25 protein-coding genes and 1 riboswitch are annotated in these 24220 nt (G+C 64.6%); of the genes, 11 read left to right on the top strand and 14 right to left on the bottom strand.

The features are described 5' to 3' along the window. Positions 1-182 precede the first annotated feature (182 nt). On the bottom strand, positions 183-2306 hold the full coding sequence (uvrC, locus tag CO675_RS09175) for an excinuclease ABC subunit UvrC (RefSeq protein WP_097671594.1): 2124 nt from the start codon (positions 2304-2306) through the stop codon (positions 183-185). 264 nt (positions 2307-2570) lie between these two features. Here uvrC and CO675_RS09170 point away from each other — a divergent pair, with 264 nt between their 5' ends. Continuing rightward, positions 2571-3194 (top strand): outer membrane protein, encoded by a 624-nt coding sequence (locus tag CO675_RS09170; protein WP_097671593.1) that lies wholly within the window; start codon positions 2571-2573, stop codon positions 3192-3194. A 274-nt stretch (positions 3195-3468) separates the two neighbouring features. Here the strand turns inward: CO675_RS09170 and CO675_RS09165 are convergent, their stop codons facing one another. The 4 genes from CO675_RS09165 to CO675_RS09150 all read right to left on the bottom strand — a co-directional run bounded on the left by CO675_RS09165 (position 3469) and on the right by CO675_RS09150 (position 6246). Continuing rightward, complete coding sequence (locus CO675_RS09165; RefSeq protein WP_016844477.1) at positions 3469-3681, bottom strand: cold-shock protein; 213 nt, start codon at positions 3679-3681, stop codon at positions 3469-3471. A gap of 260 nt (positions 3682-3941) precedes the next feature. Next, complete coding sequence (locus CO675_RS09160) at positions 3942-4802, bottom strand: 23S rRNA (adenine(2030)-N(6))-methyltransferase RlmJ (protein ID WP_097671592.1); 861 nt, start codon at positions 4800-4802, stop codon at positions 3942-3944. A gap of 159 nt (positions 4803-4961) precedes the next feature. Beyond that, positions 4962-5648, bottom strand: coding sequence for a ribonuclease T2 family protein (locus CO675_RS09155; protein ID WP_097671591.1), 687 nt, complete (start codon positions 5646-5648; stop codon positions 4962-4964). 115 nt (positions 5649-5763) lie between these two features. Further along, positions 5764-6246, bottom strand: a complete 483-nt coding sequence (locus CO675_RS09150) for a hypothetical protein (RefSeq protein ID WP_097671590.1) — start codon at positions 6244-6246, stop codon at positions 5764-5766. Positions 6247-6413: 167 nt separating this feature from the next. Between CO675_RS09150 and CO675_RS09145 the strand changes: the two genes are divergently transcribed. Together CO675_RS09145 and CO675_RS09140 are read left to right on the top strand one after the other, a co-directional pair. Beyond that, positions 6414-6713: a hypothetical protein gene (locus CO675_RS09145; RefSeq protein ID WP_097671820.1), complete on the top strand. Its 300-nt coding sequence runs from the start codon at positions 6414-6416 to the stop codon at positions 6711-6713. 42 nt (positions 6714-6755) lie between these two features. After that, a complete protein-coding gene (locus CO675_RS09140) occupies positions 6756-7286 on the top strand; it encodes a DUF3617 domain-containing protein (RefSeq protein WP_097671589.1) in 531 nt (176 codons plus the stop codon). Positions 7287-7587: 301 nt separating this feature from the next. Here the strand turns inward: CO675_RS09140 and CO675_RS39845 are convergent, their stop codons facing one another. Further along, positions 7588-7785 carry a hypothetical protein gene (locus CO675_RS39845; protein ID WP_143278924.1) on the bottom strand — a complete coding sequence of 66 codons (198 nt, stop codon included), beginning with the start codon at positions 7783-7785 and terminating at the stop codon, positions 7588-7590. A gap of 172 nt (positions 7786-7957) precedes the next feature. Here CO675_RS39845 and CO675_RS09135 point away from each other — a divergent pair, with 172 nt between their 5' ends. Beyond that, positions 7958-10258, top strand: coding sequence for a TonB-dependent siderophore receptor (locus tag CO675_RS09135; RefSeq protein WP_097671588.1), 2301 nt, complete (start codon positions 7958-7960; stop codon positions 10256-10258). Here CO675_RS09135 and CO675_RS09130 read toward each other — a convergent pair whose 3' ends face one another. From CO675_RS09130 to CO675_RS09120, 3 genes are read right to left on the bottom strand one after another with little or no spacing between them, the layout of a single operon-like run. Next, positions 10259-11644, bottom strand: coding sequence for an ATP-binding protein (locus CO675_RS09130; protein WP_097671587.1), 1386 nt, complete (start codon positions 11642-11644; stop codon positions 10259-10261). It abuts the gene before it with no gap. A 9-nt stretch (positions 11645-11653) separates the two neighbouring features. Then, positions 11654-12376: a response regulator gene (locus CO675_RS09125; RefSeq protein ID WP_171948219.1), complete on the bottom strand. Its 723-nt coding sequence runs from the start codon at positions 12374-12376 to the stop codon at positions 11654-11656. 2 nt (positions 12377-12378) lie between these two features. Continuing rightward, positions 12379-12927, bottom strand: a complete 549-nt coding sequence (locus tag CO675_RS09120; protein WP_097671586.1) for a MarR family winged helix-turn-helix transcriptional regulator — start codon at positions 12925-12927, stop codon at positions 12379-12381. A gap of 330 nt (positions 12928-13257) precedes the next feature. Between CO675_RS09120 and CO675_RS09115 the strand changes: the two genes are divergently transcribed. The 5 genes from CO675_RS09115 (at position 13258) to CO675_RS09095 (ending at position 17523) form a co-directional block, all read left to right on the top strand. Continuing rightward, positions 13258-14337, top strand: coding sequence for a branched-chain amino acid aminotransferase (locus CO675_RS09115; protein ID WP_097671585.1), 1080 nt, complete (start codon positions 13258-13260; stop codon positions 14335-14337). A 243-nt stretch (positions 14338-14580) separates the two neighbouring features. Then, positions 14581-15051: a YegJ family protein gene (locus CO675_RS09110; RefSeq protein WP_245452710.1), complete on the top strand. Its 471-nt coding sequence runs from the start codon at positions 14581-14583 to the stop codon at positions 15049-15051. 73 nt (positions 15052-15124) lie between these two features. After that, complete coding sequence (gene hisS / locus CO675_RS09105) at positions 15125-16639, top strand: histidine--tRNA ligase (protein WP_097671584.1); 1515 nt, start codon at positions 15125-15127, stop codon at positions 16637-16639. Positions 16640-16751: 112 nt separating this feature from the next. Continuing rightward, positions 16752-16955, top strand: coding sequence for a tautomerase family protein (locus tag CO675_RS09100; protein WP_044538952.1), 204 nt, complete (start codon positions 16752-16754; stop codon positions 16953-16955). 157 nt (positions 16956-17112) lie between these two features. Beyond that, entirely contained in the window at positions 17113-17523 is a 411-nt protein-coding gene (locus CO675_RS09095; RefSeq protein WP_097671583.1) for a thioesterase family protein, read from the top strand. A gap of 8 nt (positions 17524-17531) precedes the next feature. Here CO675_RS09095 and proC read toward each other — a convergent pair whose 3' ends face one another. Beyond that, positions 17532-18296 carry a pyrroline-5-carboxylate reductase gene (proC, locus tag CO675_RS09090; protein WP_245452709.1) on the bottom strand — a complete coding sequence of 255 codons (765 nt, stop codon included), beginning with the start codon at positions 18294-18296 and terminating at the stop codon, positions 17532-17534. A gap of 234 nt (positions 18297-18530) precedes the next feature. Next, positions 18531-19031 (bottom strand): type III secretion system chaperone family protein, encoded by a 501-nt coding sequence (locus tag CO675_RS09085; protein WP_016844492.1) that lies wholly within the window; start codon positions 19029-19031, stop codon positions 18531-18533. Between the two features lie 444 nt (positions 19032-19475). Then, positions 19476-19630, top strand: a riboswitch (FMN riboswitch). Between the two features lie 78 nt (positions 19631-19708). Here CO675_RS09085 and CO675_RS09080 point away from each other — a divergent pair. Both CO675_RS09080 and CO675_RS09075 read left to right on the top strand, forming a co-directional pair. Further along, a complete protein-coding gene (locus CO675_RS09080) occupies positions 19709-20290 on the top strand; it encodes a 6,7-dimethyl-8-ribityllumazine synthase (RefSeq protein WP_097671581.1) in 582 nt (193 codons plus the stop codon). 108 nt (positions 20291-20398) lie between these two features. Then, on the top strand, positions 20399-21205 hold the full coding sequence (locus CO675_RS09075) for an SDR family NAD(P)-dependent oxidoreductase (protein WP_097671818.1): 807 nt from the start codon (positions 20399-20401) through the stop codon (positions 21203-21205). A 176-nt stretch (positions 21206-21381) separates the two neighbouring features. Here CO675_RS09075 and CO675_RS09070 read toward each other — a convergent pair whose 3' ends face one another. The 3 genes from CO675_RS09070 to CO675_RS09060 all read right to left on the bottom strand — a co-directional run bounded on the left by CO675_RS09070 (position 21382) and on the right by CO675_RS09060 (position 24174). Beyond that, entirely contained in the window at positions 21382-22335 is a 954-nt protein-coding gene (locus CO675_RS09070; protein WP_171948021.1) for a ribose-phosphate pyrophosphokinase, read from the bottom strand. A 178-nt stretch (positions 22336-22513) separates the two neighbouring features. Next, the gene (locus tag CO675_RS09065; RefSeq protein WP_198964548.1) at positions 22514-23134 is read right to left on the bottom strand and encodes a hypothetical protein; all 621 of its coding nucleotides are present in this window, start codon (positions 23132-23134) and stop codon (positions 22514-22516) included. Positions 23135-23241: 107 nt separating this feature from the next. Next, positions 23242-24174, bottom strand: coding sequence for a MerR family transcriptional regulator (locus tag CO675_RS09060; RefSeq protein WP_097671579.1), 933 nt, complete (start codon positions 24172-24174; stop codon positions 23242-23244). Between the last annotated feature and the right edge of the window lie 46 nt (positions 24175-24220).

Here is a 24220-nt window from a genome sequence, read left to right as displayed (position 1 = left end):
AATACCGCTGAAGCGAGAAGGTCAACCGTGCGGGCGCCAGCGCGCGGCGAGATTAGGCTGAATCGTCACGGCGCCTTAGCCCCTTGTTTATGCATGATCTTTTCAGAACGTTGCTTGCCACTTTTCCGCATCATGCCCTAGATGCCCTGTCGCAGGCGACGCCCTGATGACTCGCCTTTGGTTTAACCCGGCTGGGCGTGGAAAAACTCGAAAATCTTGCGGGCACTCTCCGCGCTGACGCCGGGAACCTTGCCGAGGTCGGCGATCGAGGCCCGCTCGATCTCCTTGAGCGTTCCGAAGTGATGCAGCAAGGCACGTTTGCGCGACGGGCCGATGCCCGGGATTTCCTGCAATCCGGCCTCGCGGATGTCCTTCTTGCGCAGCTTGCGGTGCGAGCCGATCACGAAGCGGTGGGCCTCGTCGCGCAGCCGCTGGATGAAGTAGAGCACCGGGTCGCGCGGCTCAAGCTTGATGGCCTCGCGGTCCGGCATGAACAGGGTTTCCCGCCCTGCATCGCGCTCCGGCCCCTTCGCCACCGCCATCAGCGAGACCTGGGTCAGCCCGAGGTTCTCGAAAATCTGCCGGACCGCGTTGAGCTGGCCGCGGCCGCCGTCGATGATGACGAGGTCGGGCCATTGCGGGAACGAATCATCGTCCGCCTTGTCGCTTGCCTTTGCAGTGTCCTTGCCGGCCTCGCCTTCCGGCGGCTTCAGCAGCCGCTTGAAGCGGCGCTCCAGCACCTCGCGCATCATCCCGTAATCGTCGCCGGGCGTCAGCCCCTCGGACTTGATGTTGAACTTGCGGTACTGGTTCTTCATGAACCCGTCGGGTCCGGCCACGATCATCGCGCCGACCGCGTTGGTGCCCTGGATGTGGCTGTTGTCGTAGACCTCGATGCGCTTCGGCGTGTGCGGCAGGCCGAGCGTCGTGACCATGCCCTCCAGCAGCCGGCTTTGCGTCGCGGTATCGGCGAGCTTGCGGCCGAGCGCCTCGCGCGCGTTGGTGAGCGCGTGGCCGATCAATTCCTTCTTCTCGCCGCGCTTGGGCACGGAGACCTCGACCTTGGATCCGGCCTTCACCGACAGCGCGTCGGCGAGCAACGCGCTTTCCTCGATCTCGTGCGACAGCAGGATCAGCTTCGGCGGCGGCTTGTCGTCGTAGAATTGCGCGAGGAACGAGGACAGCACCTCCTCTGGCGTGAAGGTCTTCTCCGCGCGCGGGAAATAGGCGCGATTGCCCCAGTTCTGGCCGGTGCGGAAGAAGAACACCTCGACGCAGGAATAGCCGCCCTCCTGGTGGATCGCGAACACATCGGCCTCTTCGACGGTGCGCGGGTTGATGCCCTGCTGCGACTGGATCGCCGACAGTGCCGCGAGGCGGTCGCGGTACAGCGCCGCGGTCTCGAATTCGAGCTCGCCGGAGGCCTTCTCCATCTCGGCCGCGAGCAGTTGCTTCACGGCGTGGCTGCGGCCGGAGAGGAATTCGGTCGCTTCGCGCACCAGCTCGCTATAGCCGGGGAAATCGATCTCGCGCGTGCACGGGCCGGCGCAGCGCTTGATCTGGTAGAGCAGGCAGGGCCGGCTGCGGCTTTCGAAGAAGCCGTCGGTGCAGGAGCGGATCAGGAACGCGCGCTGCAGCGCCGTGATGGTGCGGTTGACCGCGCCGGCGTTGGCGAACGGGCCGAAATAGCGCCCGGGCCGCGACTGCGCGCCGCGATGCTTGAGGATCTGCGGCGCCCAGTGATCGCCCGATATCAAGATATATGGAAACGACTTGTCATCGCGCAGCTGCACGTTGAAGCGTGGGCGGAGCTGCTTGATCAGATTGGCTTCGAGCAGCAGCGCTTCGGTCTCGGTCATTGTCGAGACGATCTCGACATGCGTGGTCGCCGCGATCATGCGCAGGATGCGCGCCGGCAGCGGTGCGTTGGCCCGCGCATAGGACGACAGCCGCTTTTTGACGTTCTTCGCCTTGCCGACATAGAGCACGTCGTTGGCGGCGTTGAGCATGCGGTACACGCCGGGCGAGGTCGGGGCGAGGCGGACCGCGTTCTCGATCGCCTCATGCCCGATCGAAAGCGTCCCCTCGGCGACCGGCTCGGTGGCATCCTCCGACACCTCGGGCAGACGCGCCTCGTCGTCCTCCTCGGTGGCGGAGCTTTCGGGATCGACGTCGCTCGTGTCGAGCGTCAGGTCGTCCTGCGGCAGATCGGACTTTGAGCTGCGCCGTGGCTTGAGGGCCGCCTTGGGATCCTTGAGATCAGGCTTGGGGGCCGGCGTCGGGCGTTCGGGAGAATCGTGAACCATGGGCCGTAAATTAAGCGCTTGGGGGACCGGTCGCCAGCGCCGGCGGCGCAGGAAAAACAACCCGATTGCAGCAGGTTATTGGCCCTGCACGGTCGCCGGGCCGAGGCGCTAACGCTTTGTTAAGACTGATGAGCGGGCCGGTAACCGGGCTTAACAACCCTTTAACTTAAAACTCTCGATAAACCTTAGCGAAAAAAGTGGAATTCCGTAACCACGCCGGCCCTGGGCCTGCGGGCTGCGGCAGTTGCGTGGTGGAGAGTACCCATGACCCGGTTTGTTGCGCGTGCGCTGGCACTGATCGTCGCAGGCTGGACGACGTCATCGGCGGCGGCCGATCTCAACTATGGCTCGCCCTACACCGTCTATCAGCCGCTCAATGCCTATAGCTGGGCCGGTCCCTATCTCGGCGGCAACGTCGGCTATGGCTGGGGTTCGGTCGAGAACAACCCGACCAAGCCGTCCGGCTTCGTCGGCGGCGTGCAGGCCGGCTACAATTTCCAGAACGGCTCTCCGTGGGTGTTCGGCATCGAGGCCGATATCCAGGGCACCACCGCCGACGATCGGTTCGCGCCCTGGAAGTTCTCCAACCCGTGGTTCGGCACGGTGCGCGGCCGCGCCGGCTATGCGGTCAACAACGTGCTGTTCTACGCGACCGGTGGTCTCGCCTTCGGCGAACTGCGCGGCGAGACCTTCGGCATCTCGGAGTCGCATACCAATGCGGGCTTCACCGTCGGCGCCGGCGCCGAAATGGGCTTTGCCCCGAACTGGAGCGCCAAGATCGAGTATCTCTACGTCGATCTCGCCAACAGCAACTTCACGATCACCGGCGGCGCGTCGAACGGCTACAGCTTCAGCCTGGTGCGTGCCGGCATCAACTATCACTTCTGAGAACAAGAAAACGTCCAACATCAACTCCCGGCCGCGCCTTGCGCGGCCGGGTTTTTCTTTGGTGCTGATCGCCTGGACATGACGCATGCAGCGTGCGCGCGGCAGCGTTTGCGAATCCAGTCGGTGAGCCGCACGCACCGGATATGCGGCACCGCCAATCGCGTCCGCATCATGCAGAAGATCATGCAGCGGGCGCGAGCCACGCGCCCGGCAATCAACTCACACGCAACGCTTCATTCGCCGTTCACGACAAGCCGCGCACTGCGCGCGCTCGTTATGAAACCACCAGGTTGACCGCTTTCGGGCCCTTGCCCTTCTTGTCGGGTTCAACCTCGAACGTAATGCGCTGTCCTTCAGTCAGGTCCTTCAACCCTGCACGCTCGACAGCCGTGATGTGAACGAACACATCGCGGCCGCCATCGTCAGGCTTGATGAAGCCATAGCCACGCTCTCCGTTGAAGAACTTGACTGTCCCAGTCATGGCCATCGGGAAACTCCTCCCCCGTATTGCTCCACCGCTACGCGCACGCCGCGTAGCGGTTGACCGACATTCGCTTGTCGGAAGCTTGGCCACCTGAACAGGCCGGCGTCACGCCGCCGGTCTGCCTGGATTTTATTTCGGCCTTGTCACTCCGCCGCAACCATTCGCGGAAGCGGAACGTAAAGCCAGTCGTAACAGGATGAGCATAATACGGTTCCGCGCGCGTTGCCTATGCTCAAATAGAACTTTTCAGTGGGTGCTACCGATCAAGGTTTAGGCGTTTCGAGTCTGAAGCGTCCGGCGGCGCCTTGACCAAGCGGTCTCTCGAGTTCGGGCAGGATGATCTTCAGCTCGGCCGCCAGCGTCCACGGCGGATTCACTATCAAAAGGCCGGTGGAAACGAGGCCGGCGTCCGCTTCTTGCGGCGCCACACTGAATTCCAAGCGCAAGCATTTGCCTGCAGGCCGGCTGGTCGCGGCTGCTGCTGCCACGCTGCGCGCGAGCTCGTCGGAGGCTCTCCGGGATTTTACGGGGTACCACAAAAGGTAGGCGCCGGTCGGCCACTTCGCGAACGCCGCCGTGAAGGCGCTGGCCAGTCGCTCGAACTCGTCCTTCGCTTCGAATGGCGGATCGATCAGCACCAGGCCGCGCCGCTCGTTCGGCGGCACGAATGCGGGCAGTGCCATCCAGCCGTCGAGATCGACGACGCGCGCCTGCGCATCGCGTCGCAATGCATCGATCAATTGCTTGCGTGCCGCGGGCTCGATCTCGCAGGCCGTCAGACGGTCCTGCGGACGCAGCAGCGCCCGCGCGATCAACGGCGAGCCGGGATAGGCTTTCAGTTCGCCTCTCGGATTGAATGCCCTGACGATGTCGAGATAGGGCGCGATCAGCGGCAGCGCCTTGTCGGTGAGTCGCGCCTGCATCAGCCGCGCGATGCCGGTCAGCCATTCACCGCCACGCTGCGCTTCGCTCGACGTCAAATCATAGAGGCCGGCGCCGGCATGGGTGTCGATGACGCGGAACGGCGCCTGCTTTTCCTGCAGGTAGGTGAGCATGCGCACCAGCACGATGTGCTTGATGACGTCGGCAAAGCTGCCGGCATGAAAGGCGTGACGATAGTTCATGCGATGACGCTGCGCTCCAGAGGGTGCGCATGTTGTACTGCGTCATGCCCGGCCTGTCCCGGGCATCATGTCTTATCTCGCTAGTTTCGTGATCGCGTCGATGGCCGGGACACTCGGCGCGACGACGCGCGTCTGCCCGGCCCCGGTGTGGACGAGACTTCAGCTGCCGCGAACCGGCGGCATCAGCACCTGATCGCGGCGGCAGGCGCGGCGATCGATTTCCTCGCAGGAACGGAATTGCAGATCCTTGCTGAGGCAGATCCGCACCTCGCTGAGCCGCTTGCTGTCGCAGGTCACCGAGATCGCGGAGTTGCTGAGCCCCGGATTGGCCTTGATGAATGCCGTCTCCAGCTCATCGGGCGCGATCGTCTTCGGCTCCGTCAATTGCAGGAATTCCTCGGGGATCTTCACCGCGGCGCGGGCCTTGCGGATGGCTTCGAAATAGGCCCGTTCGCCGAGGCCGGAGCAGGTGCCGTGCTTGTCCCATTCGTTGTAGATCAGCCCGGGCGCCGGCATCAGGTCGAGCATTGAGGTCATGATGTTGCGGGCGAGTCGGGGCGAAGGCCGCTGGCAGTATTCCGGAAAGCCCCGCTCATATTGCGGCCACAGCCCGTGCACCACGAAGGAATAGGGCCGTCCGCCGCACTGTGCCTGCGTGCCGCGGCCATTGTTGCCGCGCTCGCTCGCCGCCTCGCAGAACGAGGGCGACCACGACAGCGACAGCACATAGAAATCGAACTCGCCAGGCGCATTCTGCCGGCGATCCTGGGCCGAGGCCCCGATCGCACCACACAGGACAAAGGCAATCGAAATCAGAAATCGGGAAATTGTGACCAACCGAGGCATCAAACGCTCCCCTCACGCGACCATTCAGAGCCTAGCAGCACGTCAGAACATTTCAAGAACAAAAGCCGCCGTCTGGATGGCGGCGGCTTCCGTTTTAAACGAAACTGGTCGGAGATCAGGGCCGGGCGGCCTTGCAGGACGGGTTATAGGCCCAGTTGCGGTCCAGCCCGGCGACGCACCATTCGACGCCCTGGTTGGTGCCGGCAAAGCCGCCATCCTCGATGATCGAATAGTGCACCTTGCGCACCTTGCCGTCGCTCAACACTGCGTCCCCCGAGCAATAGCGGCGCGGAATGTTGTCGGACTGCCAGGGGCGGAACGCGGTTTCGTGGATCCGGCTGAAGCCGGTGATGACGAGCGGCGAATTCCAGAAGGTGGCTTCTTTCTCATGGAATTGATCACTGATGGCCGCCAGGGCCTTCTCGCACGGCGCCACATTGCCGTCATAGCGCGGGCCGGACAGCCAGAAATTCAATTCGAACGGATTGGCGGCCTGAGCCGTGCTCCCGAACGCCAGAAGGCCGACCACGAGCGCGGCGCCGAGGCCGAGGCCGAGCTTATGGCTGAGTTTATTGGGGGAGTTGAACAGGTTGCGCATGGGAATCCACCCGGCTGATCCGATGCGGCGGACGGTGCCGTGAAGCCCCGGCAAGGTCAAGTGCAGCGCGGCAACACCTGCGGAGAAGTCCACCTCCAGTGGCAGGCTCGTTCTTTCCATGGTCGCCGGCGCACTCTATGTTGGTCTCAAGCGAAATGGAGTCTGCGATGCGAAGGAAATTGGCCGCGTGCCTGGTTGCCGTTTGCGGGATACTGGCCGTTGGTCCGGCGCAAGCCGACTGGATGCAGCCGGTGCCGCCGTTCAAGGGCAATGATACCGGCGGTATCATCGCCTATTCGCTGGCGGCCCAGACCGACGCGCGGCAACTCGCCGTCGATCACTGCGCTTCCTACGGCAAGGTGGTCAAGTTTCTTGCGATGCAGCGCTACCCAGGTGGCTACATCTCGTTCGCCTGCCGCTGGGTGCCCTACGGTTCGGCCCAGAGGCCGGTGCGCACGCTCTACTGAGCGCACTCCAATCCTTCGATCGTTCAGCCGGGAGCTCACCGCATGACCCGACAGCTTGCCTTGCTTGGTTCTGCTGTTTGCCTTGTCCTGTCCACCGGTGCCGCGAGCGCCGTCGACCTGCCGATCCGCAAGGCGGGTCTGTGGGAGATGAAGATGGTGCGTACCGGCGGGCCGATGCCGGAAATCACCATGCAGCATTGCACCGACGAGACCACCGACAAGGAGATGAGCGCGGCGGCCTCGCCGATGGCCAAGGAAGTCTGCTCCAAGCAGGACATCCAGAAGACCGCGACCGGCTATGTCAGCGACAGCGTCTGCAGCGTCGCCGGGATGTCGATGAAGAGCCATGCCGAGATCGTCGGCGATTTCAATTCCGCCTATACGGTCAAGAGCACCTCGCACGCGGAGGGCGGCGCGGCGGGCTCCCGCGACACCACGATGACCATCGAGGCGAAATGGCTCGGCGCCTGCAAGAGCGACCAGAAGCCCGGCGACATCATCATGCCCGGCGGCATGAAGATGAACGTCAAGGACATGGAAAAGCTGAAGGGCCTGCTGCCCAAGCAGAAGTAGGCGCAGCGCGTTCGATCGCCGCCGCGCGCCCGAGCACGTCCTCTCTCATGTTGAGAGGATGTGATGTTTTGCAACACCATCATTGCGGGCAGCCCGCGACAAGATTGCCAAGCGGTTTTGCGCTGCCTGTCTTCGGGCGTGCGTTCGCGCGACCGCGTCAGTTTGCAATGATGCCGTTGGATCGTGTGCGCCGACTCCGTCACGTCGGCGCATTCGCTTTACCGTTGTCGCTGAAGGCTGACGCCAAGCGCGCCGCGACGCACGGCGGTCACCGGTCTTTCACCTTTCAATAGATCTGATGTCAAACATGATGTCCGGTGTTGGTCGGGGCCACGCGCAATGCGCGACGGCATTGCAAGGCGACATCAACATCGTTGAATGATCGCTGCGTGCCGCGCACGCGAGACTCTCCGAGAGAGTGAGGACGTGCAGCGAATTCCTCGCGCTGAAAGGCTTGCTGCGACAACATGTCTTTTTGAATCGCTCCAGTGTTGCGCATCTTGAATCGTTCCAGTGTCGTGCATCGCGCGCTTCAACGGATTCTAGTTTGCGCGTGTGGAATTTCGCGCATCCCGCCGATAGAAGTCCGCCCCAATCGATGTCCGCTCAATGAAGAACACGCGGCTCGATCAAGATCGGCCTTGCGGAAGTGTGGGGATTGCTTGGTGGGAATGGCTTCGTCGCGGAGCAAGCGCAGCTTGCTTGCATCAACGGCTGCGATCAACGCAGCGTTTCTCGGTTCGGTCATGCTGCTGCCGACGGGTACGAATGTCGCCAGCGCTCAGGCGCAAACCAGTTCTGCACAGAACGATGCCAGCGTGCTTCCCGCAGTTACGGTGGATGAACCCAGCGCTGCAAGCAAGCGCAGTGCCGTCGCTTCAAGTCGGAATGCCAGGTCTTCGCGCGCCACCGTATCGAACCGACGCCGCACTGCTGCGGCGCCCACTCAGAACCAGGCTCCTCGATCGCAAGGCGCTTTAGGTGCGATCGGTACGACGACCGGCTACGTCGCGACCGGCAGCACGGCCGGCACCAAGACCAACACGGCGCTGATCGAGACGCCGCAGTCGCTTTCGGTGGTCACGCAGAAGGAGCTCAGGGATCGTAACGTTCAGACGCTCAAGGACGCCGTCAATTACACGCCCGGCGTCACGACCACGGCGTTCGGCTATGATCCCCGGTTCGATAGTTTCTACATCCGTGGCTTCGACGCGACCTATACCGGGATCTATCGCGACGGCCTGCGCCAGGGCGGCGGCAATTTCGCCATTCCCAAGATCGAACCTTACGGTCTCGACAGCGTGTCGATCCTCCGCGGACCGGCCTCGGGGCTCTACGGCCTCGGCTCTCCGGGCGGCATCGTCGACGTCACCACGAAGCGGCCGACCATGACGCCGTTCGGCGAGGTGCAGCTGCAGACCGGCAATTATGATCGTTACCAGGGCAGTTTCGATATCGGCGGCCCGGTGCCCGGCAGCGACCAATTGTACTATCGCCTGACGGGTCTGCTCCGTGACGCGAAGACCTGGTATCCCGGCAACGACGACGATCGCGCCTATATCGCGCCTGCGCTGACCTGGCGGCCCGATGTCGATACGTCCTTCACGATCCTCAGCGAATATCAAAGCAGCCGAACCGCCGCGAGCATCGGCAACTTCCGCACGCCCGACGGACAATTGACCAACATCTATTCGAATGATCCGGCCTTCAGCGCCATGGATCAGAAGCAGTATCGCATCGGCTACTCGTTCGAGCACAATGTCGACGACGTCTGGACGGTGCGGCAGAACTTCCGCTTCTATCAGGTCGACACCGACGCGAAATACACCCAGATCGATTCCATCGACAGCAGCACCAATCTCGCGTCGCGCTCCGCCTGGCGAATCCTGGATAGCTTCAATACGGTGACGCTCGACAACCAGGCCGAGGCCAAGTTCATGCTTGGCGCGATCAAGAACACGGCGCTGTTCGGCGTCGATTACGGGCACTCCTACTACAACGACAAGATCGGCTACGGGGCGGCTCCCGATCTCAATCTCCTGACGATGAACTACGGTGCCCAGGCGATCGCGTCGCCGGCATTCTCGATCTTCAACAAGCAGTCGACCGACGAGGTCGGGGTTTATGCGCAGGAGCAGGCCAAGCTCGGCGGCTTCGTCCTGACGCTCAATGGCCGCCAGAGCTGGGTCTCGCAGACGACGACCGCAGGTCTCGACGGCGTGCCGTCAACGCAGAAGGCCACCGCCTTCACGGGCCGCGCGGGGCTCGCTTACGTCTTCGACAATGGCATTGCGCCTTATGTCAGCTACGCAACGGCATTCGCTCCGCAGGTCGGCGTCGACGCATCGGGATCGCCGTTCAAGCCGACCACCGGCGAGCAGAAGGAAATCGGCATCAAGTACCAGATGCCGCAGGTGCCGGTGCTGTTGACGGCGGCGGTGTTCGACATCACCCAGGACAATGTGCTGCGCACCGATCCGAGCAACATGGCGTTCCAGGCGGCAACCGGGCAGGTCGAATCGAAGGGCGTGGAGCTCGAGGCGAAGCTGGCGCTGAAGCAGGGATTTGATCTCACCGCGGCCTACACCCATCTCAACGTCGTGATCACGCAGGGCAATCCGGATACGACCGGCAATGAGCTCTCCGGCATTCCGCGGAATTCCTTCGCCGCCTTCGGCAAATACACCTTCCAGTCCGGCGTTCCGGTCGAAGGGCTCGGGCTTGGCCTCGGTGTCCGTTACATCGGGTCCAACTTCGGCAACGACCAGAACACGTTCCAGAACGCGGCGAGAACGTTGTTCGATGCCGTGATCGACTACGATCTCGGCAAGCTCGACAGGCGCTTGCTCGGCGCCACCGCGCGCGTGAACGCGACCAATCTGTTCGACACGCGCTACCAGACCTGTCAGTCCGGCTACTGCTATGCCGGCGAACGGCGTCAGGTGATCGGCACCTTGTCCTACCGCTGGTAGCTACACCGGAATCCGCACCGCGGCGCGCAGGCCGCCCATCGGGCTTTCGCCGAGCATGATGTCGCCGCCGTGCGAGCGGGCGATGTCGCGGGCGATCGCAAGTCCGAGGCCGCTGCCGCCTTCGTCCTGGTTGCGGGCGTCGTCGAGCCGCAGGAAGGGCTTGAATACTTCCTCGCGCATGGCGGCGGGGATGCCGGGGCCGTCGTCGTCGACCGTGATGTTGAGATAGCGATGGTCGCGCTGGCCGGTGATCGAGATCGTGTTGGCGTGGCGCGCCGCGTTGGAGACGAGGTTGGCGAGGCAGCGCTTGAACGAGGCCGGTTTCACCGTGACGACGGGCAGGCCGTGGAACGCGACGGTCGCAGTGTGGCCGTGGCGTTCGGCGTCGCTGCGCAACTCCTCCAGCGCCATTGCCATGTCGGTCGGCTGCGCGACCTCGCCGGAATCGCCGCGCGCGAAGGCAAGATAGTCCTCCAGCATCATCGACATCTCGTCGACGTCCTTGCGCATCGCGTCGATCTCGGGGCCTTCGCCGATCAGGGCGAGTTCGAGCTTGAAGCGGGTCAGGATGGTGCGCAGATCGTGCGACACGCCGGCGAGCATCGCGGTGCGCTGCTCGATCGAACGCTCGACGCGCGCCTTCATCTCGATGAAGGCCTGCGCTGCGCGCCGCACCTCGCGCGCGCCGCGCGGCCGGAAGTTCGGCGCCTCGCGGCCCTTGCCGAAGCTTTCGGCGGCATCGGCCAGCCTGAGGATCGGCTTGATCTGGTTGCGCAGGAACAGCACGGCGACGATCAGCAGGATCGACGAGGTGCCGACCATCCAGAAGATGAATATCTCCGAATTGGAGGCGTAGGCCGCGCTGCGCTGGGCGAAGATCCGCATCACGGAATCGTCGAGCTGGACGCGGATCTCGACCAGGTTGGATTTGCCGACGGTGTCGATCCAGAACGGACGGCTGATCTGGCGGCCGAGCTGCACCGACAGGGTCTGGTCGAGCAGCGAGAAGAACGGCTTCGGTCCCGGCGGCGGCATGTCGCCGGCGGGGAGGAAGTCGACCACCAGCTGCAGCTTCTGGGCGATGCCGCGCAGCTGCGCGCGGTCCTTGTCCTGCGGATAGATCTTGTAGACGTCGATCAGCGCGGCGATGTCGGAGACCACCGCGGCCGACAGGCGGCGCGTCACAGTGTTCCAGTGCCGCTCCATGAACACGAACGCGACCACGGTCTGCAGGATCACCATCGGCACGATCATGATCAGCAGCGCGCGCGCATAGAGGCCGGTCGGCATCCAGCTCTTGAACGCATTGCCCATCCAGCCGTTCGCCTTCGAGACGCGCTGCGAGGCGTTCTTGATCAGGGTCAGGCCGGTGTCGAGCGTGCTCATGGCTGCATCTTACGGCGAGGCGACCAGGCGATAGCCGATGCCGCGTACCGCCTGCAGGAACAGCGGATTGGCGGGATCGTGCTCGATCTTGCGGCGCAGGCGGTTGATCTGCACGTCGACCGCGCGCTCATTGACGGTGCCGCCGCTGGTCAGTTCGCCGCGCGGCACGGTCTCGCCGGGCGCGCTTGCGAGGATGCGCAGCATCTCGCGCTCGCGGTCGGTGAGATGGATGATCTCCTCGCCCTGGCGCAGCTCGCTGCGCTCGATGTGGAAGATGTAGGGGCCGAACGCGATCTGCTCGACCACCGTGACTTGCGGCGGCGCAGTGCGCTTGAGGATATTGCCGATGCGCAGCACCAGCTCGCGCGGTTCGAACGGCTTGGCGACATAGTCGTCGGCGCCGATCTGCAGGCCCTCGATGCGGGCTTCCGCCTCATGGCGGGCGGTCAGCATGATGATCGGCACGGTCGAGGAGGTGCGGATGAAGCGGGCGAGGTCGAAGCCGTTCTCGCCGGGCATCATCACGTCGAGGATGAGCAGGTCGAAATGCAGCCCGAGCAGCTTGGCGCGCGCGTCGGTGGCGCTCATGGCCGTGGTGACGCGATAGCCCTCGCCGGAGAGAAAGCGCGACAACAGGTCGCGAATGCGCCGGTCGTCGTCGACCAGCAGGAGATGCGGCGCATCGTCGGCCGGCTCGACCGGCGTGCGCACCAGGGTTGCAGCCTGCACCAGGTTCACTCCCTTGTTTTTCTGCCGCCGCCGAAGATCGCTTCGAGCACCTTGTCGGGATCGTCGCGGTCGATCATCGCGCGGAGGAATTGGCGAACCGTCTCGACGCCGGCCGGATCGATGCCGGCGATGGCGCGGTTGATGCGGTCGGTCTGCAGCCCCGCGAGCTTGGCGACCAGCGCCTCGCCCTTCGGCGTTGCGTAGAGCAGGCGCTGCCGGCGGTCGTTGTTGCCGGTCTTCTGCACGATGTAGCCTTCGTCCAGCAGCTGCTTGAGCACGCGTCCGAGCGACTGCTTGGTGATGCGCAGGACGTCGAGCAGGTCGGCGACCTTCAGGCCGGGATAGCGGGTGACGAAGTGGATGACGCGGTGGTGGGCGCGGCCGAAGCCGAACGCCTCCAGCTCCTGGTCGGCATCGCCGACAAAGTCGCGGTAGGCGAAGAACAACAGCTCGATGATGTCCCAGCGCAGGTCGCGGCCACCCGCCGCAGGAGCGTGATCATCTCCCTGCGAATCGGGCTTGGCAGCCATGCCTGAGAAATTTATGTCAGCCATATTGACGTATCTTGGGTTCAATGTTACAAAACTGCCAGTCACGACGAAACATTAGGTCGTTTCGTCCCCGACAGCGTTTGAGGCGGCCTGAAAGAGCCTGTGTGGCGGTTTGGGCCGCAAATTGGACTACCGTGCGATTGTCGAGCGGCATTTCGGCAAACATACTGGACTTCAGCACTCGGCAAAAGCATGTCTAACCGGCATGTTGGCGATGGAAACCGGCCGGGTTGCCGGCGGTGGTGAAGTTCGCACCAGCCGAGCCGGATGGCTCCGGAGGAAACAGGCCGTCGCCCGGTATGGCGCCGGTTCCGATAGCGGAAAGCAAGAAAAATGACTTTGAAATTCGACATCCAGCCCTCGCCGAACGCCACATCCGACAAGGATCGTGCAGCGAAGCTCGTGGACCCGGGCTTCGGCCGCGTCTTCACCGACCACATGGCGATCGTCCGCTACAGCCAGGGCAAGGGCTGGCACAGCGCCCGCGTCGAGGCCCGCGCGAATTTCCCGCTCGATCCGGCCGGCGCGGTGCTGCACTACGCCCAGGAGATTTTCGAAGGCCTCAAGGCCTACCGGCGCGACGACGGCGGCGTGAACCTGTTCCGTCCCGACGCCAATGCCCGGCGCTTCCACGATTCGGCCGAGCGCATGGCGATGGCGCCGCTACCCGAGGAGGTGTTTATCGAGGCGGTCGAGCAGCTGGTGCGGATCGATCGCGCCTGGATCCCGGGCGGCGAGGGCAGCCTCTATCTGCGGCCGTTCATGATCGCCAGCGAGGTCTTCCTCGGCGTCAAGCCGTCGGCGGAATACATCTTCTCGGTCATCGCTTCTCCGGTCGGCTCCTACTTCAAGGGCGGTCCCGCGCCGGTGTCGATCTGGGTGTCGGAGAATTACACGCGGGCAGCGATCGGCGGCACCGGCGCCGTCAAGTGCGGCGGCAATTATGCCGCAAGCCTGCGCGCGCAGGCGGAGGCGATCGAGCGCGGCTGCGACCAGGTCGTGTTCCTCGATGCGGTCGAGCGCCGCTACATCGAGGAGCTCGGCGGCATGAACATCTTCTTCGCCTTCGACGACGGCTCGCTGCTGACGCCGCCGCTCGGCACCATCCTGCCCGGCATCACCCGCGACTCGATCATCGCGCTTGCCAAGGATGCCGGCACGCGCGTGCGCGAGGAGCCCTACACGATCCAGCAGTGGCGCACTGATGCCGCCAGCGGCAAGCTGAAGGAAGCTTTCGCCTGCGGCACCGCGGCCGTCATCTCGCCGATCGGCAAGGTGTGCTCGGCGAGCGGCGACTTCCAGATCAGCGGCGGCGTGGCCGGCCCGGTCGCGATGGGCCTGCGCAAGAAGCTGGTCGACATCCAGTACGGTCGCACCAACGACCCGCATAACTGGATCAGGAACGTCGCCTGACGCAGCGGTTCCACAGCTGACTTCGATTTGGCGCCTCTCCTTTGCAAAGGGAGAGGCGCTTTCGCTTTGGAACTCCAGCAGCATGCCGACGCTTCGCTTCGGCCGTCATTTTTCCGTGTGATCGGCCGTCATCGCATGAACGGCCTGCCGCGAGCGCGCGACAAAGTCTCGCTTCCCGCTTCAATCAATCCCCATTCGCGTGATGATATGACCAAAACTCCCGTAACTCGCCTGACCTGTGCCATGCTGATCGCGGCTGCGTTCGCGCTCACCGGAGCCAGCACGGCGCGCGCCGAGGACCGCTCGCCTGTGATCGATGTCCGCACCGCCGACCCCGAGATGAACGCCGCGATCGGCCATGCGCGCGAAACGCTCCCGGCGTTCTGGGCCTCCTATGAGGCGCCCAAGCCGTCGGAGACCCAGCACTCGCTCAAGGTCCGCTTTCCGACCCATCGCAACGAGGGCGAGCACATCTGGATGCGCGAGGTGAAGAAGCTGCCGAGCGGCGGCTATTCCGGCCGGTTCGCCAACCAGCCGCGCGATCTGCCGGGCAAACGGGCCGGCGACCTCGCCGAGTTCAAGGAGGCCGACATCTCCGACTGGATGTTCATGCGCAACGGCAAGATCGTCGGCGGCGAGACCATCAAGCCGCTGCTGAAATCGATGCCGAAGGCCGACGCCGCCGCGCTTCGCGCGCGGATGGAGCAGCCCTGAGGACCGGTGTTCGGCCGCGGCGGCGGCGCAGTGCCGGGTTGCCGCCTTGCGCGTCCGCTGGTAAACGCCGCCAATGGCCGAGAAACCCAAAAAACCCCAGAAGCTGAAGGCGCGCCTGCCGCGCGGGCTGGAAGATCGCGGCCCGGCCGCGATCAATGCCACGCGGGCGATGGTCGAGAAGATCCGCGCCGTCTACGAGCTCTACGGCTTCGAGCCGGTGGAGACGCCGGCGATGGAATATACCGACGCGCTCGGCAAATTCCTGCCCGACCAGGACCGCCCCAACGAAGGCGTGTTCTCGTTCCAGGACGATGACGAGCAGTGGATCTCGCTGCGCTACGACCTGACCGCGCCGCTGGCGCGCTATGTCGCGGAAAACTTCGACGCGCTGCCGAAGCCGTATCGGTCGTATCGGTTCGGCTATGTCTTCCGCAACGAGAAGCCCGGTCCTGGCCGCTTCCGCCAGTTCATGCAGTTCGATGCCGACACCGTCGGCTCGGCGACGCCCGCGGCCGACGCCGAGATTTGCATGATGGCCGCCGACACGATGGAAGCGCTCGGGATTCCGCGCGGCTCCTATGTCGTGAAGGTGAACAACCGCAAGGTGCTCGACGGCGTGCTCGAGGCGATCGGCCTCGGCGGCGACGACAATGCAGGTCGCAGGCTCACGGTGCTGCGCGCGATCGACAAGCTCGACAAGTTTCCCGCCGACGAGGTTCGCAAGCTGCTCGGCCCCGGACGATGGGATGGCGGCGAAGAAGGCAAGGGCGATTTCACCAAGGGCGCCGAGTTGAGCCCGGCGGATGCCGATATCGTGCTGGCCGTCACGCAGCAGCGCGCGGATTGGCGAGAGGCCATCGCTGCGGCCGAGACCTACCTGGCGAAGAGTGAAGTCGGTCGGGCCGGGGTGAGCGAGCTGGAAGAGATCGCGAAACTGGTCGCAGCGTCCGGCTATGGCGCGGATCGCATCCGTATCGATCCCACCGTCGTTCGCGGTCTCGAATACTACACCGGCCCGGTCTACGAGGTTGAGCTGCTGCTCGACACCAAGGACGAGAAGGGCCGCCCGGTGCGGTTCGGCTCGGTCGGTGGCGGCGGCCGCTATGACGGCCTCGTCTCGCGCTTCCGCGGCGAGCCGGTGCCGGCGACCGGCTTCTCGATCGGCGTCTCGCGCCTGCAGGCTGCGCTGACGATGCTCGGCCAGCTCGACACCAAGGCCGAATTCGGGCCCGTCGTCGTCACCGTGTTCGATCGCGACCGCGTCGCCGACTACCAGAAGATGGCCACTCAGCTGCGCCAGGCGGGCATTCGCGCCGAGCTCTATCTCGGCAATCCGAAGAACATGGGCAACCAGCTCAAATATGCCGACCGCCGCAACTCGCCCTGCGTGATCATTCAAGGCTCCGATGAGAAGGCGCGCGGCGAGGTGCAGATCAAGGATTTGATCGAGGGCGCCAAGGCGGCGGCCGCGATCGCCTCCAATCAGGAATGGCGCGAAACGCGCCCCGCCCAGTTCTCCTGCGCAGAGGCCGATCTGGTCGCCAAGGTTCGCGAGGTGCTCGCGCGCCACGACGTGAACTGGGGATAGCTGGTTTGTCATGCGCGGGCTTGACCCGCGCATCCATCTTCAAAAAGATGGCGCGCCAGCAAGAACCGGCAGACGACGCGGTTTGCGCAACAACAACAAGGGAGTTATTCCGATGCCCGAGATCACCGTGAGCATGGCCGCCGGCCGCACCGACGAGCAGAAGGCCGGCATGATGCGCGACATCACTCAGGCGCTGGTGAAGAACCTCGGCGTCGACGCCGATGCCGTCGTGATCCAGATCAACGAAGCGCCGCTGCATCACAAGATGAAGGGTGGCAAGACCTTCGTCGAGCGCGCTGCCGCGGCGAAGAAATAGCGCTAACCCTTCCGCGGGTGGTCCCGGCGAAAGCCGGGACCCATAACCACAGGGGTGAGTTGCTGCAGCGAGCTGCGGCCCCGGCATCGCGCAGCAAAAGTCTTCGGTGGTTATGGGTCCCGGCCTACGCCGGGACGACAGTCTTTCTGAGGCGCCAATGGACGCACGCGACTTCATCAAGATCGGCATGAGCGGCGAACGCATGCTGGTGGTGCCGCCGGAGCGCACGGTCGGGCATTTCGTGCCGGGCATGCCGATGGTCTATGCGACGCCGATGATGATCCTCGAAATGGAGATGGCGTCGGGCGATGCCATCCGCGGTGCGTTGCAGCCCGGCTGGGTCACGGTCGGGACCGAGGTCGATATCCGCCATCTCGCTGCCGCGCTCGTCGGCGCCACGGTGCGGACCACCGCAAAGGTGATCGCGGTCGAGCGCCGCGTGATCCGCTTCGGCGTCGAGGCTTTTGAGGGCACGCGCAAGCTCGGCGAAGGCCGCCACGCTCGCGGCCTGATCAATGTCGAGAGCTTCAACAAGCGGCTCGCCGGGACCTCGGGCCAGGCGCAGTAGGCGAGAGGCTACTTCGCCAATTCCTTCGAGCGCCGCGTTGCCGCTGCGATCGCGCGGGTCATCAGCGGCTGCATGCCGTCGCTCGCCATCAGCACCTCGAGCGCGGCGGCGGTGGTGCCGCCGGGCGAGGTGACATTCTGCCGCAGCGTCGCCGACGGCAGATCCGAGCGATGCAACAATTCGCCGGAGCCGGCGACGGTCGCGCGCGCCAGCGTGGTCGCGAGCTGCTCGGGCAGGCCGGCTGCGACGCCGGCGCGGGCGAGCTCCTCGGCGAGCAGGAAGACATAGGCCGGGCCGGAGCCGGAGACGGCAGTCACTGCGTCCATCAGGTTCTCATCGTCGACCCATTCGACCAGCCCGGTCGCCTTCAGCAGCGCATCGGTCATGGCGCGCTGCGCGGCGGTGACGCGCTTTGACGGCACCGCGACCGTGATGCCGCGGCCGATCGCCGCCGGCGTGTTCGGCATCGCGCGCACCACCGCGCCGCCGACCACCTCTTCCAGCGCTGCCATCGTCGTGCCGGCCATGATCGAGACCACGAGCGTCGACGGACCGACCAGCGCCTTCAGCGCGGCGCCGGCGTCGCGGAACGATTGCGGCTTCACCGCGACGACCAGCGTGTCGACCGTGCCGAGCTCCGTCGCCTGCGGATTGAGCCGCACGCCCTTGGCGGCGAGCGCGGATATCTCCGGCGAAAGATGCGGATCGATCACCGCGACATGCTTCGGCGAGAGGCCCTGCGCGAGCCAGCCGGTCAGCATCGCGCCGCCCATCTTGCCCGCGCCCGCAAGCGCGATGGTGCCGGTGGTATCAGTCAATGCGCTGCTTGTGTTCACAGGTGTCACCGCTCGTCGTCCCGGCGAAGGCCGGGACCCATAACCACAGGTGGTTCTAGTAAAGCGAGGCGGGAGCCACAAGCAGTTTGCTCAAGCCTAGGGGCCGCGGAGTATGGGTCCCGGCCCCCGTGCGCAATTGCGCACTAGGCCGCGACGACACTGAGGACGCGCTTACGCTTCGCCCTCGGTATCGAACATCGCGGCCGCCATCGCCTCGGCGGTCGACTTGCCGGCCCACACCACGAACTGGAACGCCGGATAGTAGCGCTCGCAGGCGTGGATCGCGTTGACCACCATGGCCTCGCATTGCGCGGTTGAGGCGGTGAGGCCGCCGGGCAGCACCAGCGCCTGACGATGCATCACCATGCCGGTGTGGGTCCACAGATCGAAATGGCCGACCCACAATTGTTCGTTGATGGCGGCGACCAGCCGCTGCACCTCGGCGCGCCGCGCTTGCGGCATCTTCATGTCGAAGGCGCATGCGAGATGCAGCGCCTCGATCTCTCCCATCCAGGTGAAGGAGAGCTGATAGTCGATCCAGTCTCCCTTGGAGACGATCGTCACCTCGTCTTCGCCGGAACGCTCGAACGCCCAGTTGTTGTCGGTGGCGATATCCTCGACCACCGCAAGCGGGTTGTTCCGGGAATCGATAATGCTTTCGAGGAGGGACATGCCGTCTCGGACCTTGTTCTTATGATCGCTTGATACGCACACGGAAGCCGGCACTTGCGACATACTGCGTCGTGGCCGAGTGCAGTTCCTGATGCGGGCTTCCGGATGCCCCTGGACCTGACGCCGATGAAGTGATGTGATTTGCGGAATCCGCGCAACCGCACGCCGAGTCCGTCCACAGCCAAAGCGCGCATCGTCCACAGCTGATCTCCGCCACACTTGTGATTTTGCGAACAAATCGGAATCTAGGCGTTCGCGTAACGGTTTATTAACCATTTGCCGGCGCCTTGCCGCGCGCGTGAATCAGCCTTTCGAGCGCTCACATCTCTGTGCAAGAGCCGCGGCGCGCTCATGGGGACATGCCGTTTCCCCATGCCAAAGGTGCTTGCCCCGCTGTCGCGGTTTGGTCATATTTCGCCTCAGGCACGTCCATCCCGGGCGTGCCGATGTTCTCAGGGCGGGGTGAAAATCCCCACCGGCGGTAAAGGGCGATGAGCCCAAGCCCGCGAGCGCCTTCTTCCGTGAAGCCGGGAGAAGGGTCAGCAGATTCGGTGCAATTCCGAAGCCGACGGTTACAGTCCGGATGAAAGAGAACGGTTGCGGCAGCCAACGCGATTTTCGCGTGGGCTCGTGTCGTTGTCCGTGTGCCCTGATTCTGGTCCTGAAAGAGGAAAGCCATGAATCAGATGTTGCAAGACCAAGACGTTCAAGCTTCTCAAGTCCAAACCTCCGAAGCAGCAAGCGCTCCCGATACGCCGGCTCATCCGCCGACGCCGGAGCATCCGCACTTTGCGAAGCCGCAGCGCGTTGCGTTCGTGCAATCGTCCTGGCATCGCGATGTGGTGGAAGAGTGCCGCATCTCCTTCCTGAAGGAGATCGAGGCGCGCCACATCACCAATGTCGACGTGTTCGAGGTGCCGGGCTCGTTCGAGATCCCGCTGCACGCGCAGCTGCTGGCGAAGACCCGCCGCTACACCGCGATCGTCGCGGCCGGGCTGGTCGTCGATGGCGGCATCTACCGCCATGAATTCGTCGCCGATACCGTGATCAAGGCGCTCATGGATGTGCAGTTGCGCACCGAGGTGCCGGTGTTCTCGGCGGTGCTGACGCCGCAGCAATTCCACGAGACCGAGGTGCATTACGACTTCTTCCGCAAGCACTTCGTGATCAAGGGGATCGAGGTCGCGGAAGCCTGCGCCAACACGCTGCTCAGCCTGGAACGGCTGCGCGGTCAGGTCGCGGCGGGAATACCTGGCTAGTTCAAGGCCCGGCGCAAAAGCGATTCCGGCATGCGTGCCGGGATCGCTCTCGCAGCCCGCGCGTTCGGTTATGCTTGCCGGCATAATCAGAACGCGCGGGAGGCGCCCATGACCGAACAACAATCTTCCGACTGGCTTGGCCTGTCGGGCCGCGTTGCCGTCGTCACCGGCGGAGGCGGCGGCATCGGCCGCGCCACCGCAATCAGTTTCGCGCGCGCCGGCGTCAGGGTCGCAGCCCTCGATCGCGACGAGCGTGGGCTGGCCGAGACCAAGGCAAAGCTGCGCGAGTTCGGCGACGGTCATCTCGTCGCAAGCTGCGACACGACCAGCGAGGACAACGTCGCGGCGGCCGCCGCCGCCGTCGCGCACACGCTTGGTTCTTGCGACATCCTCGTCAACACCGCAGCGGTGCTGCGCCCCGGCGGGCTCGACACGTTGCCGCTCGCCGAATGGAACGCGGTGCTGGCGGTCAACCTCACCGGCTATTTCATCTGCGCCCAGGCGTTCGGTCGCCAGATGCGCAAGGCCGGACGCGGCAGTCTCATCCATGTCGCCTCGATCGCCGCCAGCAATGCGCAGGGACAGAGCGGCGCCTACAGCGTCAGCAAGGCCGCGGTCGTGATGCTCTCGCAGCAGCTTGCCGCCGAATGGGGGCCGCACGGCATTCGCAGCAATGTGGTCAGCCCCGGCCTCGTCGTCACGCCGATGAGCCAGGCGTTCTACGATACGCCCGGGGTTACCGAGCGGCGCACCGCCGTGGTGCCGGTGCGCCGGATCGGCGCGCCGCAGGACATGGCGGACGCAACCCTGTTCCTGGCGAGCGACCGCGCGTCCTACATCAATGGTGAGGAGATCATCGTCGATGGCGGCTATGCGCGCACGCTGATGAGCCACGTGCCGCGGCCGGGGTTTTGAGGTGGTGGCCGCCGCGGCATATACAGTGTCGTCCCGGCCTAGTGCGCAATTGCGCACGGGGGGCCGGGACCCATAACCACCGCTCCAGGGAGTGAAAGAGATTATCGCCCCAGCGGAGCAAAACAAGTTCCGGTTGGGGTAATGGGTCCCGGCCTTCGCCGGGACGACAGCAAGCTCTAGTCGAACAGGCTGGAGACCGACTCTTCCGCCGCGGTGCGGCCGATCGCTTCGGCGATCAGGCCGGCGATCGAGATCTGGCGGATGTTCGGCGCCTTGTTGACAGCTTCGGTCGGCAGGATCGAGTCGGTGATGACCAATTCCTTCAGCCGCGACGAGGCAATCCGCGCGGCGGCGCCGCCGGACAGCACGCCGTGGGTGATGTAGGCCGAGACTTCCTTGGCGCCGTGGGCGATCAGCGCCTCGGCTGCATTCACCAGCGTGCCGCCGGAGTCCACGATGTCGTCGACCAGAATGCAGTTGTAGCCGGCGACGTCGCCGATCACGTTCATCACCTCGGACTCACCGGGGCGCTCGCGGCGTTTGTCGACGATCGCAAGCGGAGTGTTGATGCGCTTGGCGAGGCCGCGGGCGCGCGCCACGCCGCCGACGTCGGGCGACACCACCATCACCTTGGCGAGGTCGAACTTCTCCCTGATGTCGCGCACCATCAGGGGCGCTGCGAACAGATTGTCGGTCGGGATGTCGAAGAAGCCCTGGATCTGGCCGGCGTGCAGGTCGAGCGTCATGACGCGGTCGACGCCGGAGTGCGAGATCAGGTTGGCGACGAGCTTGGCCGAGATCGGGGTACGCGAGCCGGACCTGCGGTCCTGCCTGGCGTAGCCGAAATAGGGCACCACCGCCGTGATGCGGCGCGCCGAGGAACGGCGCAACGCGTCGGTGATGATCAAAAGCTCCATCAGATTGTCGTTGGCCGGATACGACGTCGACTGAATGATGAACATGTCCGAACCGCGGACGTTCTCCTGGATCTCGACGAAGATCTCCATGTCGGCGAAGCGCCGGACCACGGCCTTGGTCAGTTCGATGCCAAGTCCCTTGGCGATGTCCTGCGCCAGCGCAGGATTGGAGTTGCCGGCGACGAGCTTGATTGATCCGTTCTTTGCCGACATCGATGCTTCCCCCCGCGCCTTGCTGGATACGACGTTCAGCATCTCAAGTCCTTACAGAACCGGCGGGTTTTCGGTGCGCGAGGGAATATCAGGCAGGCGGCGCCGCTGGCAACCCATTAGGCGCTTCGGCCCACCTTTTCCTGGGCAAAAAACGCCCTTCCCCGGGAGATTCCGGGGGTTAGTTGGCGGAATAGCTGAGTGCCACGGTCTCTGGCGCGGCGGAGGCCGGGGCGCTGACCATCGCCGGCCCTCGGAGCTCCGGTGCCGGGGCGGGCGCCGGACCATCCGCCGGGCCGCCATTGATCATGCTGGACAGGCCGCTGAGGCCGGCCTGGGCGATCCTGCGCAGCACCAGATCGTCGGCGGCGGCCCAGGCGTCGCGGCCGGCCTTGCCGGCGGGCTCTTCGCCGGACAGCCGGAGCGCGCGTTGCTGGTTGCTGTCGTAGACGTCCCACACCCACGCTATCATGGTGCGGCCGCGCACCACCTGCGCTGAGAGATAGCTGCGCACGCGATAGGCCGCGGTGCCCTGGCGCGACACGATCGACAGGCTGCGCAGCTTGGATTCGCTGTCGAGCACGCCGACCATGCGGTCGAACACCTGGGGCGGCGGACCGTCGATCGATTCGAACGCGACGGTTGCGCCGCCGCTCGCCGGCGTCGCCATTGCATAGGAGTCGGCCACGTTGCCGCCGGCCGCGCATCCGCCGAGTGCGGACGCAATCGCCAGCCATGTGGTTGCGATCGCGACACGCACGACTGTCCCAGTTTGAAACTGGTGGTTTGACGCTTCCCTCATTGCGTCCTGCGATATCGTTAAAACGGCTTAACGTCTAGGGCAGGACGGCCACAGCGCTTAACAGTCGACCGGTCAAGCGCCGCGCGGGGGCAGGATCGAATTCCTCGTCAGTCAGCGAGATGATGCCGCATGGCATCGACGATCCAGGCCCATTCCCGGTTTGGGCTGCTGTCGGGCCGCTGCCCCCGCATGATCGCGACCAACTCCCAATAGCGTGCGGCGCGGTCGTCATGCTGGGCGTATTTGGCGCGAAGCCAGTTGCGGAAATCCAGGTCGGGCTGCCGGCCCATTAATCGGGCCGAGGCTTCCAACCATTGTCGCGCGATCGCGCTGCCGGCGTCAGACGCTGGTTCGAGCCCGTCGTCGATCGCCTGCTTTGCCTCGCGCACAATCGCGTCGCTTGCAGCCTTGCAGGCCTCCATATCGAACGCGTCGCGATCCCAGGCGTCGCTGGCGTTCGCGCGCATTTGGGCGATGAAGGAGGGATCGTTGAGGATCGACGACAGTTCGATCCAGGCATCGCATTGCTCGGGTGTCGGCTCGTCGGGCAATTCGGGCACCGTCGTCTCGATCATCTGCCGGACCCATTTCCGGTCGATGTTGATGCCGTCGGACACTCTCTCGAAAAAACTTTCGACGACGTTGCGGCGCTCGGTGCGGGACAGCTGCGTCATGGTCAGGAATCTCCGTAAGTCTGCTTCGGTGAGTTGCGGTGAACGCAACGCAGCCCTGAGGGCCGAGGCGACGCGGCGCTGTGCCGCGATCTCCGCTTCCAGCGTCTCGAGACGGAGCTTCAGCGCCTCGACCAGCGAGAGTTCCTTGCTCAGGACCTCACGGATGGCGTCCAGACCGAGCCCCGCATCGCGCAGGCAGCGGATCAGGTCGAGGCGAACCAGTTCGTCGTCGGTGAAGACGCGATAGCCGCTCGCGGTGCGGCCGGCCGGCGGCAGCAACCCCTGGTCCGCATAGAAGCGGAGCCTGCGGACGGAAATTCCGCTGAGCCGCGCCGCCTCGCCGATGCTGTAGGTGCGTTGTGTCATGCGCCGCTTGTCCGGTCTCCAGCAGGTGGAGAGTCAAGACGCTTGT

The sequence above is a fragment of the Bradyrhizobium sp. C9 genome (assembly GCF_002532045.1).
Taxonomy (GTDB): Bacteria; Pseudomonadota; Alphaproteobacteria; order Rhizobiales; family Xanthobacteraceae; genus Bradyrhizobium.
This window is presented reverse-complemented; position numbering and strand designations above follow the sequence as displayed.